Raw genomic sequence first — 10,756 nt, forward strand, 5'->3', positions numbered from 1 at the left:
TATTCCCGACCAAACAGGCAGCAGATCGAGCGCATGGCGCCCGCGGGCGGGGGCGCTCGAACTGCTGTCTTTGCCGCTGCTCCTCGTGATCTGGCAGGTGCTGTCGATGCTGATCGTGCATCGGCTCTTCCCCTCGCCGATAGTGGTCGCCGGGCAGATCTGGGAATTCGCCACGACCGGGCGATTGTTCCAGGACTTGGGCAAGACGCTTTTTCGCGCCGCGACCGCCTTCGTCGCTGCCATGCTGCTCGGCACGGTGATCGGCATTGCCTTCGGGCGCATCCGCTGGGTCGATCGGCTGTTTTCCGGCTGGCTGCTGGTGGGGCTCAACCTCCCCGCCATCGTCATCGCCATCGTGCTCTATATCTGGCTGGGCCTTACCGAGTTCGCGCTTATCCTGGCCGTGACCCTCAACAAGATGCCGCTGGTGGTCGCCACGATCCGCGAAGGCGTGCGCAGTTTTTCGCCTGATTTCGACGAGCTGGGCACGGTGTTCCGGATGTCCCCGCTGCGGCGTTTCCGGCTGATCTTTGTGCCGCAGCTGATGCCTTTTGCGCTCGCCGCGGCGCGCACGGGCCTCTCGCTCATCTGGAAGATCGTGCTGGTCTTCGAGGTGCTCGGCAGCGATGGCGGCATCGGCTACCGGATCAGCATCATGTTCCAATTTTTCAACATTGCCGGAATTCTGGCCTATACGACGGCGTTCATTCTCGTCGTGCTGGCCTTCGAATACGGTGTCATGCGGCCGCTCGAGCGGCGGGTATTGCGATGGCGACCGGTCCGCGGCTGAAAATCGACATCGCCGAGAAGCGTTTCGAGGGGGGCGCTCCAGCTCTTTTCGAGCACCTGCATCTCGACATTGCTCCGTCCAGCACTGTTGCCCTGATCGGCCCCTCCGGCATCGGCAAGTCGACCCTGTTGCGGATGATCGCCGGCATAGACCAGCGGTTTTCGGGCACGGTCTTGGTCGATGGAATTTCGGCCACGACCGCGCCAACGCCCGGCTTCGTTTTCCAGGATCCACGCCTGCTGCCCTGGCTGACAGCCGCCGAAAACATCCGCGCTGCATCAGTCACGGCGACAGCCGACGATGTTGCGCAGGCGCTCGCCTCAATCGGGCTCGAGCACGTCGCAGACCTTTACCCACACCAGCTCTCGGGCGGCATGCAGCGCCGCGTGGCGCTGGCCCGGGCCCTCGTTGTCAATGCGCGCCTCTTGCTCCTCGACGAACCCTTCGTCTCGCTCGACCGCGCCCTCGTTATCGAAATGCACCAGCTTTTCGCGAGGCTGATCGCCAAGGCGCGACCTACTGTCGTCTTCGTCTCGCACCTGACCGACGATGCCGCTCGGTTGGCCGACCGCGTGATCCTCCTCGATCACCGCCCGGCCCGCATCGTTGCTGACATCGATCTGCCCACGCAGCAGGGCGAGCGCAACGATGCCGTGCTCGCCGACTATCGCAAAATGCTCGATGCGTATTTCGGAGGATCACAATGACCTCGGCTGCCGCAAAGCCCGTCATCACCTTTTCCGAAGTCGGCAAGTCCTACGGGGCCAACAAGGCGCTGGACGGCATCAGCTTCTCGATGAGCGCTGGCGAGATCGTCGGCCTTCTTGGCCCCAACGGCGCCGGCAAGTCGACCCTCTTCCAGATCGCATCTGGCCTCTTTGCGCCCGATACAGGAGCGGTGGCGGTGTTCGGCCGCGACTATCCAAGCGCCAGTTCCGAAATTTTGCGGCGCCTTGGCGTGGTATTTCAGTCCCGCTCGGTCGACCTCGATATGTCGGCGCGCGCCAATCTGCGCTTCCACGGGCAGCTCTTCGGCCTTTCGGGCAAGCTGCTGGCGCAGCGCATCGACGATGTGGCCGGCTTTCTCGACATTGCCGATCTGCTCGATAAACAGGTGCGAACCCTATCGGGCGGCAATCAACGGCGTGTCGAAATCGCCCGGGCCTTGCTCAACGAGCCGCAACTGCTGCTGATGGACGAACCAAGCGTCGGTCTCGATACGACAGCGCGCCGGGCCCTTGTGGAACACGTGCGGCGTATCAGGGACGCACGCGGTACGTCCATTCTATGGGCCACCCATCTCGTTGACGAGGTTGAGGACGCTGATCGCATCGTGCTGATCAACAAGAGCCGTGTGACCCATCAGGGCACACCGTCCGAAATCATCGCAGCAGCTGGCGCCAAGGATCTGTCCGAGGCCTATGTCGCCCTCACAGGCGGCAATCGCCCTGCGGAATTCTAGGCCACCATCGTGAGCCCGAGGTCGGGGTCGCTGATGCTCATTTCGGCAGCATATTCAGTCCGGCAGAACTCGGCGATGCCGTTATAGGCCTGAGCATAGGGGCGCAGCGACATCAAGTGCTTGGGCATGGCCAGCACCACCTGCCGCTTCATGTTTTCAACATGCACCAGCCGGATGAGCTTGCGCACCGAGCCGGGCAGGTTGGGCATCAGCGACATGGGGCAATGCGCCGTGGCGAGCCCGGCCGCAACCACATCGACCGCCAGCGGATAGGTGCTGGCCGAATAGGTCGGCGTTGCCTTGGGCAGTGAATGCCGGAACCATTCGAACGAGCTGTTGCGCAGGCTGAGCTGGGGATCCATGTCGACAAAATGCTGCAGCGGCGTCGAGAGCGTCGCGCTTTTGTCCGGGCTCAGCGCGGCTTTGATCTCTGCCAGCGGCACCGAGGCAGGCACCACCCAGGCAATTGCATCCTCGAAAAGGGGGGCGATGGCAAAGGTATTGCGGTCATTGACCACAGCATCATCGCTGACGATGGCATAGTTGAGCTGGTGCAGACGCAGCTTTTCGACCAGCTCGGCACTGGTCGTTGCGTACTTCACCTCGAATTTGACAAAGCCGGGCTGGCGCGATGCGATCTTTGCCGCCTCCGAAACGAAGCGGCCGCGCATTGTCGGGGTCAGCCCCATGCGCAGGGACAGGCTGTTGCGCACGAAGCGCTGGTCATGTTCGCTGAAAACGGTCTTGAGGCGCCCCAGCATTTCCGTGCTGACGCTGAACCAATACTCGCCTGCCGGGGTCAGCACGATGCTGCCGCCGCGGTTGCGGACGATCAGCTGACAACCGAGCCGCTCCTCGAATTTGGCCAGTTGCTGGGAGATCGAAGGTTGCGACAAGTCGATACGACGAGATGCCCTGGTGATGGAACCAGCGACCACAACCGCGTTGAAAATCTCCAATTGCTTGAGGGTAATATCCTGCACTGCCTCGCCTCCCCAAGGATACGATAATTTCTTTCATCGGGAAATCCACTGCCGGAACAGGCTCTAATGTCAAAAAAGACACGTGACCGTGCTGATTTTTGATGATAGCGGCCGCAGGCCGGTCGACCGAGGGGTTGAGAGCGATGACGACCGGTGGAAGCGTGCTGATTGCGCCGCCCGAAGAACGCGCGAGTTTTGTGCCGCTGCTGCGTCTTCTGTTGCTGCTGGCCATCGCCGCAGCAGGCCTCTTCGCCCTCTGGGCGGCCGGGTTTCTCGACCTGATCCTGTCTTCTGATCACACGCGCATTTCGCTGGTGATCTTCGCAATTCTGATCGGCACCACACTCCACTGCCTCTATCAGACGACCATCGTGTCCCGAGAGTTGATCGCAACGCGGCGCGTCCGCCAGCTGCTCGACGCCGATGGCGGTCGAGGCCTCACGGTTGCGCCCAACGGCGTCGCGACAGCAAACGGCACACCCCTGCCTGCGGGCATCCTCACGGATCACATCGCGGCGCTCATCCGCAAAAGTGAACGCCAGGGCGGCGGCCGGCTCGACCAGACGCTACTGCTCCGACTTCTCGCCGACCGGCTCAGGGGCCGCGAGCGGCTCGGCCTTTTCGTCTCCGAAGCCTTGCTGCGCCTTGCCCTCCTCGGCACGGCCATTGGCTTCATTCTGATGCTGATCCCGATTTCGGCGCTCACCTCCTTCGAGGCAGAAACCCTCCGTGGCGCCCTCGGTGGCATGACCAGCGGCATGGCCATTGCCCTCAACGTCACGGTGACCGGCATTGCCAGCGCGCTATTGCTGAAGCTTGAATATTTCCTGCTCGACACCGCCATCGTCGAGCTCTTCAACACGATCGTCGAGACCACCGAGATCGGCGTTGTCCCGGCGCTGGAGCGTGACGCGGATGCACGATCCTAGCCTCTTTTCCGGCGAGGGCGACGACGGCACCTTCGTCCCTTTCACCGACATCCTGTTCAATGCCCTGCTGGGTTTTGCGGTGATGCTGTTCATCGCCTTCTCCCTCGTTCGCCCCGAGGCCAAAACCGGCATTGTCGATACCAAGGCCGAGATGATCGTCACGGTGACCTGGCCGGACAACAACGAGGACGACATCGACACCTATGTGCAGGAGCCAGGCGGAGACGTCGTCTGGTACCATTCGATGCAGAAGGGTCTCGTCACGCTCGATCGCGACGATCGTGGCAATTATCTCGATGAGATCACCGTCAACGGCAAACTCATTCGCGTACCGCTCAACCAGGAGACGGTGACCGTCCGAGGCGTCATTCCCGGCGAATATGTCGTCAACGTCTATCACTACCTCAACCCGAGCGGCGCGCCGGTGCCGGTGACGGTCAAAGTCGAAAAGATCAATCCCACCCTTAGCGTTGTCTACTATGACACGGTCACCCTGCGGAAAATGGGCGACGAGCGCACCGCCGTGCGTTTCACCCTCGACGACGAGGGCAATGTCTCCGACATCAATACCCGTCAGGTCTCGCTGGTCCAGGCGGTGCGCAAATGACCCTTGCCAGCAGCATTGCCGCCACTGTCATCTGCTACGCCCTCCTCGGCATTCTGCTGCTCAGCCTCAACCTCACCTCGTTCTGGCACTGGTGGGTCAAGGCCGCGGCAATCGTCCTCATCCTGGGCGCCGTCGTCGGCAGCTATTTTGCCATCGTCGGATTTTTGGGCTGGCCATCTGGTGCTTCCCTTCCGCAACGGTTCAGCCTCCTTGCGAGCCGCATGGTCGAGCCTGACAAGGCCCGGGGCGATCCCGGCCACATTTATCTCTGGGTCGAAGAGATAGATGAAAACCAGATCGTCATCTCCCCGCCGCGCGCCTACGAAGTCCCGTTCCGCGTCAACCTCGCCTTCGAGGTCGAAAAGGCTCAGGAAGTGCTCGACGGCGGCGGCAGTATTCTCGGTGAACTCGACACGTCCGAAACCGAAGTCGCGCGTGACCGGGAAGGCTCGGACAATACCGAAGGGATCGATCAGGCCGCCGGCGGCAACGATGGCGGTACGGCCACTGGCGAAGGCGCCCGGTTCGACGGCACCAGCCCCCGCCCCAACCTGACATTCTCCGACATGCCCGCACTATCCCTGCCGGCAAAACCGGCCGTCTAAGCGGGCGGCCTCGGGGTGCCACGGCGGGCCAATCGTGCCCGCCGCTGCCTGCATCGGCTATTGCGCTACATCGATGAATTGCCGCGCCAGTCCGGCCAGAACGATATCCTCGGCCGGGCCATGTGCCCGCCCGCACAAGGCATCGCGATGGTGCCGCGCCAGAGAATTCCCCTCTGCGAGGCCCCCGCCGCCGGCAAGCTGCACGGCAAGATCGCTGACGAGTACCGCATTTTCACGCACCACGATCTTGGCCACGCCCGTTTCGTTAGCACCAACCTCGCCCAACTCCGGATGATCGAGCTTGAGCGCGACGTTCGCGTTGATCGCCGTAGCGGTCTCGATGAAGTATTGCAGGCGACCCAGCTTCTCCTGCACGCTCGGAACGTTGATCAGGGCCGTACCGAGCCTTGCGCCGAATTCGGCCGTTGCCCCGGCTCGCGCAGGTCGATGAGGGCATTTTCGGGGACGTCCACGCCCTCGAAAATCACGTCGTGGCTGGCCGTCGCGCGCATTCCAAGATTGTTCCAGGTCTTTTGGATCGATACCTGCGAGCCACCCGGAACCAGCCACGATCCGGTTTGCCCCTGCTCGGTCTGCGCCGACACCACGAACCAGGATAGCCCTTCCGACCCGGTCACAAAATTCTTGTGTCCCGAAATCCGCCAGCCGCTTGAAGTGCGTTCGGCCCGCGTCTGCAGGGCCCCGCCCCGCATGGGCGAGCCGAGGGCCGGCTCTGATTGCGCGCCGTTGATAAGCGCGGGCCGCTTGAGCGCGTCGGCGACAAGGCGTTGATGCAGGTCAGCGGACCAATGGCGTTGGCGCGCTGCCCCGACATGGGAAATGAAGTACATCGACAACACGAGACCCACGGAAGCGTCGGCCCGCGCGACCTCGCGAATGATTGTACCCACCTCGGCGATGGACCGGCCGGCCCCGCCATATTCAGCTGGCAGGCCATAGGCAAGCAGGCCGGCAGCATGCAGGGCCTCGAAAGGGGCAATCTCGAAGCGGGACGCGCGATCGCGGTCGGCCGCCCCCAAGGCGATGGTGCTCGTAACCGTTGCCAGCCTGGACCGGATGTCATCAAGACGCTGATTGGTGCTCATATCGATTTCCCTTCCGTCAGGTGATGCACCTCGCCGGTGAGGTAATAGTCGCCAAGCACCCTCGTCTTGTGCAGCAGGGGGTTGTGGTTGAGCACCGTGCGGATGTTCCGCCAATGCCGGTCGAGGTTGAAATCGCTGAAGGTGGCCGAGCCGCCACCTGCATCGAAGATGAGATTGGCCGAACGCAGCGCGAGGTTGCCGCCAACAAGCTGGGCCTGCGCAACGGCCAGTGTTGCCTGCAACACGACCGCCGAGGCGTCCTGCGCGCCAGATGCTATGGCCTGGCTTGCTCGCTCCAGATGGTCGGCAGCATCAAGGATCAGGGCCCGCGCCGCATAGGCATTGACACCGATCTCACCAACTGCGAACTGGATGAACGCGTCATCGCGCGACCGCTCCGCCTGGCTGATCGCCGGCGAACGGGAATGCTTGTTGGTGAACTCGACGGCATCCTGCAGCAGGCGCCCGGCGCTGCCGGCAACGCTGGCCGCCAGGTGCAGCTGGCGGAAAGAAGCGACATAGCGTCCGACGAGGTCGCTTTGTCGGCGGGAGCTGACTTCTTCTGGCAGCACTTCGACATCGTTCAGCTTCAGCGTTCCGCTGGCCGTCAGGCGTTGGCCCATGCCTTTCCAGTCATCGATCACCTCGACGCCGGCCCTGTCGGTCGGGATGATGACGCTGACAAAGTCCCCCCTGTGGTCAAGGGCCGTCACCGAAGCATAGTCGGCGTAGATGGTCCCGGTAGAATAGTGTTTGGTGCCGTTCAGGCGAAATCCACCTTCGGCCTCAAGAAGTTGCGTCCCGATCACGCCCGGTCGAACAGTGCCCGTCTCGGTATGCGCGCCACCGTAGATAGCCCCGTCGAGAATGCGCGCAAAGTGACGCTGCGAAGCGGCCTCGTCGCCGCCAAGCCGTATCGATTCGATGAAATTGCAATGAGAACGCAGGGCGTGGCCGAGATTGGAATCCGCTACCGAGAGCGTCACCAGCACGTCGAACAGTTGCCGCACGCTGCCCCCCGGGCCGCCGAACTCCAACGGCACCCTCAGGCTGGTGATCCCGGCGGTGCGAACCTGGGCGAATTCCTCGAAAAGCAACGTTCGATTGAGATCGCGTGCCGCCGCACCGGGGGCAATTCGCTGCGCAAGGTCGCCCGCAGCAGCAATAATGTCGTCAACTCTGGAGGAGGCAGGAAGATTGGTCATGGGATTTTTCACAAGAGCGGGGGCAGCCCGAAGACCGCCCCCTTTGTCATTGGTGGTGAACGCGTTCAGTGCGGCGCCAGATAGACGTCCGAGAAACTCGAGCTGACATTGTCAGAGGTGCTCGCGTAGTTGCGGACATAGGCCGCACTCACGAAAATCTGGTCAGGCGAGGTGAGGTTGATCTCGGGGATCTCGGTGGCGATGATTTCCTGGAACTCATCGAACAGTGCCCGGCGCTCGGTCTCGTCCACCGTCTGAGACGCGGCCTCGAGCAGATGATCCACCTGCGGATTGTTGTAGTGAGAACCGTTGGAGAAAGGCAGGCCGATCTTGAAGTTCTTGCTCCAGTATAGGCGCTGCACGCCCACGGTCGGATCAAACAGGTTGCCGGTCAGTCCCGTGGTGATCTCGAAGTCGCGATCGGTATAGACGCGCTTGACGTAGGTGGCGAAATCCTGGGCGCGGATGGTGACCTCGACGCCCAGCTTTTCCAGCTGCGACTTGAGATATTCGCCTTCGCGACGCGGGCCATCCTGGATCGGCAGGTAGTCCAGTGTCAGCGCAAAACGCTTGCCGCTGCCGTCCCGTGGATACCCTGCCTCATCCAGCAACGCATTGGCGCGGTCGAAGTCGAGCGGATAGGGATTGTCGAGGTCGGCATGGTACTTGCCGGTCGGCGCGATCGGGGTCAGCGAAGGCTTGCCATAGCCATACCATGCGATATCGACCAGGGCCTGCCGGTCGATGACATGGGCAATGGCCTGGCGCACCTTGAGATTGCTCAGGATCTCGTGGTCGAGATTGAACAGCACCTGGGTCTGGGTGGGGCTTGACGACTTTTCGTTGACGACGGTGATGAAGCGCGGGTCGGTCTTGAATTCCGACAACTGGCTGAGGGCGACGCCGTTGCCGGTCGTCAGGTCGATCTCGCCCGACTGCAATGCCGCCACGCGGGCATTGGCATCGGGAATGAAGCGAATGATCACCTCGTCGAGATAGGGCTTGTTGTCTTCCCAGTAATTCTCGTTGCGCGCGAGCAGAATGTGGCTGCCACGCACCCATTCCTTGAAGACGAACGGACCGGTTCCGATTGGCGCTACCCCATTCGGATTGGTGGCGGGGTCGCCATCGCCATAGATGTGCGCGGGCACGATCGGGGATTCGCCGGCGGTCAGCGCATAGAGCAGATAGGGCGCCGGGGTCGACAGCGTCAGGACGACGTCATTTCCGTCCACCGCAATATCGGTGACATTGGCAAAAGTGTTGCGACCGCGGGGATGGTATTCCTTCAGCAGCTCAAACGAGTGTGCCACATCCTTGGGAGTGAGATCCTCGCCGTCATGCCATTTGACGCCCTCTCGGATGGTGAAGCGATAGATGAGCCCATCCTCGCTGGTCGACCAGGCGGTCGCCAGCTCCGGTTGCGGCACCAGATCAGGCGTGAACCGCAACAGGCCTTCGGTTACCTTGGCGCTGACATGGATGGTGGCGCCGGCTGTATGGGCGATGGGCACCAGCGTTGGCGGTTCGGGGTCCACGAGGTAGCGCAGCGTACCCCCATGCACGGGTTCCTCGGCCAGAGCGGGCGCGGCAACGAGCAGCAATGCTGCGGCCACAAGGTGTTTGAGCCTCAGTTTCATCAGTAGTTCCTGGTTTGTAGGCGTTAGTACAGTCGCAACCCGGCCTGCTTCATCAGCGGCAATATCCGCTCGCCGAAATAGGCAAGGTCGGGCTCGAAATCGAAAAAGCTGATCTGCAGGCCGTCTATGCCGGCAGCCTTGAGCGTGGCGAAGTCATCAACGACCTGCTCCGGCGTACCGACGACGCGGATATTGCCGCCGACCACCCCGTAGGGATCGACCTTGCCAGCCCGGCCGCGCCAGGCATGGGAATCCGTCTTGTACTTGCCGAACCCGCCCGAATTGGTCGGGTCGGCATGGGCCACGATCGCATCGGCCTGTGCCCAGGCCTCCTTCTCGGTGTCGCGCGCGACCACCATGGGATTGATCAGCAGCTTCACCTCGCGACCGCGATCCCGTGCAGCCTGCTTGATGCGGGCGGTATGGGCCGGCAGCGCTTCGCGCGCACTTTGCATGTCCGCGCCGGTCGGATTGGTGATGAAGACAATGTCGGAGTACCTGCTGGCGAAATCGATACCCGCATCGGATCCCGTTGCATTGATCAGAATAGGCCGGCCAAAATTCGGGCGCGGCGTGACAAAGGCGTCCTTGAGCCGCCAGGAGGATTTTCCGGCGTAGCTGAAATTCTCCTCGCTGTGCCAAAGCTTGGTGACGGTCTCGATGAACTCGGCGGCCAATTCGTAGCGCAGGTCATGTTCGATCTGCGCGTCATAGCCGAACATCTCGTGCTCGACGGCTCGATGTCCGGTGACGATGTTGAGGCCCCACCGCCCCCCGGTGATATGGTCCAGCGTGGCCCCGAATTTGGCCATGTGCAGGGGATGCCAGGGACCGTAAAGCACATGCACCGTGGCGATGAGTGCGATGCGCTCCGTCACCCCCGCCAGGGCGGCCATGGCGATGAAGGAATCGAGCGCCTCGCCATTGAAAACCTCGCTATGGCCGCCCTTGGGAAGCCACTGGCTGAGCGCGAAGACGAGGTCGAACCCGAGCGCTTCGGCGGTCAGCGTCAGCCGCTTGTTGTATTCGAATGACCAGTCTGTGGTCCGCTCAAGCGTCGATGGGCTCCAGCCTCCCGCCTGTATGGGCAGGAACAAGCCAAGGAAAAGCGGTTGTGCGAAAATCTGGGAAAGCGGGCTGCCTGGATAGCTGGCAGGCGAGGCGTACGCGTTGGTCAAGGCTCATATCCTAATGTCGCAACATTAGTATACAATTTCCGTAGACTTTATAAGCAATGTGATGGCGCGCTTGCCCCGTCAGGGAAACACGGCTTTCAGAGAATTTTCGCTCAGAGAAAATATTTGCCCACGAGCCCACCGGGATCATGGATTCCGCCACGCGCTCCAAGGCACGCAGTGGAGGCCGCGCGGCCCCTCCTGGGTCACCAACTGCGGCAGCGGACTAAAACCTGACCGAAAGCCCCATCGTG

Annotated in this window: 12 protein-coding genes; 6 read left to right on the top strand and 6 right to left on the bottom strand. The window is 62.1% G+C overall.

Features of this window, described 5'->3' with window-relative positions:
• The 3 genes from J0I64_RS04035 to J0I64_RS04045 all read left to right on the top strand — a co-directional run.
• Positions 1-790 (top strand): ABC transporter permease (locus tag J0I64_RS04035; RefSeq protein WP_366933688.1); only part of this gene is annotated, 790 nt, incomplete at its 5' end.
• The gene (locus J0I64_RS04040; protein WP_291406324.1) at positions 769-1,497 is read left to right on the top strand and encodes an ABC transporter ATP-binding protein; all 729 of its coding nucleotides are present in this window, start codon (positions 769-771) and stop codon (positions 1,495-1,497) included. The genes J0I64_RS04035 and J0I64_RS04040, both read left to right, overlap by 22 nt.
• Positions 1,494-2,252, top strand: coding sequence for an ATP-binding cassette domain-containing protein (locus J0I64_RS04045; RefSeq protein WP_291406325.1), 759 nt, complete (start codon positions 1,494-1,496; stop codon positions 2,250-2,252). Before J0I64_RS04040 ends, J0I64_RS04045 begins: the two co-directional genes overlap by 4 nt.
• Here J0I64_RS04045 and J0I64_RS04050 read toward each other — a convergent pair.
• The gene (locus J0I64_RS04050) at positions 2,249-3,235 is read right to left on the bottom strand and encodes a LysR family transcriptional regulator (protein ID WP_291406326.1); all 987 of its coding nucleotides are present in this window, start codon (positions 3,233-3,235) and stop codon (positions 2,249-2,251) included. The two genes, J0I64_RS04045 and J0I64_RS04050, sit on opposite strands and share 4 nt — an antisense overlap.
• Before the next feature lie 143 nt (positions 3,236-3,378).
• Between J0I64_RS04050 and J0I64_RS04055 the strand changes: the two genes are divergently transcribed.
• Genes J0I64_RS04055 through J0I64_RS04065 form a run of 3 tightly spaced genes read left to right on the top strand, consistent with a single transcriptional unit; the run spans position 3,379 to position 5,376 of the window.
• Entirely contained in the window at positions 3,379-4,164 is a 786-nt protein-coding gene (locus J0I64_RS04055; RefSeq protein WP_291406327.1) for a biopolymer transporter ExbB, read from the top strand.
• Positions 4,151-4,771 carry a hypothetical protein gene (locus J0I64_RS04060; RefSeq protein WP_291406328.1) on the top strand — a complete coding sequence of 207 codons (621 nt, stop codon included), beginning with the start codon at positions 4,151-4,153 and terminating at the stop codon, positions 4,769-4,771. Before J0I64_RS04055 ends, J0I64_RS04060 begins: the two co-directional genes overlap by 14 nt.
• Positions 4,768-5,376: a hypothetical protein gene (locus tag J0I64_RS04065; RefSeq protein WP_291406329.1), complete on the top strand. Its 609-nt coding sequence runs from the start codon at positions 4,768-4,770 to the stop codon at positions 5,374-5,376. The genes J0I64_RS04060 and J0I64_RS04065 overlap by 4 nt, the downstream gene beginning before the upstream one ends.
• A 57-nt stretch (positions 5,377-5,433) precedes the next feature.
• Here J0I64_RS04065 and J0I64_RS04070 read toward each other — a convergent pair whose 3' ends face one another.
• From J0I64_RS04070 to J0I64_RS04090, 5 genes are all read right to left on the bottom strand, one after another.
• Positions 5,434-5,751 (bottom strand): acyl-CoA dehydrogenase family protein, encoded by a 318-nt coding sequence (locus J0I64_RS04070; RefSeq protein ID WP_291406330.1) that lies wholly within the window; start codon positions 5,749-5,751, stop codon positions 5,434-5,436.
• A 14-nt stretch (positions 5,752-5,765) separates the two neighbouring features.
• The gene (locus J0I64_RS04075; protein ID WP_291406331.1) at positions 5,766-6,482 is read right to left on the bottom strand and encodes an acyl-CoA dehydrogenase family protein; all 717 of its coding nucleotides are present in this window, start codon (positions 6,480-6,482) and stop codon (positions 5,766-5,768) included.
• Positions 6,479-7,687, bottom strand: a complete 1,209-nt coding sequence (locus J0I64_RS04080) for an acyl-CoA dehydrogenase family protein (RefSeq protein ID WP_291406332.1) — start codon at positions 7,685-7,687, stop codon at positions 6,479-6,481. Before J0I64_RS04080 ends, J0I64_RS04075 begins: the two co-directional genes overlap by 4 nt.
• A gap of 65 nt (positions 7,688-7,752) precedes the next feature.
• The gene (locus J0I64_RS04085) at positions 7,753-9,327 is read right to left on the bottom strand and encodes an ABC transporter substrate-binding protein (RefSeq protein WP_291406333.1); all 1,575 of its coding nucleotides are present in this window, start codon (positions 9,325-9,327) and stop codon (positions 7,753-7,755) included.
• A 23-nt stretch (positions 9,328-9,350) separates the two neighbouring features.
• The gene (locus tag J0I64_RS04090) at positions 9,351-10,505 is read right to left on the bottom strand and encodes an LLM class flavin-dependent oxidoreductase (protein ID WP_291406334.1); all 1,155 of its coding nucleotides are present in this window, start codon (positions 10,503-10,505) and stop codon (positions 9,351-9,353) included.
• Positions 10,506-10,756 lie beyond the last annotated feature (251 nt).

Origin of the sequence: Devosia sp. (assembly GCF_017307565.1) — a bacterium.
Taxonomy (GTDB): Bacteria; Pseudomonadota; Alphaproteobacteria; order Rhizobiales; family Devosiaceae; genus Devosia.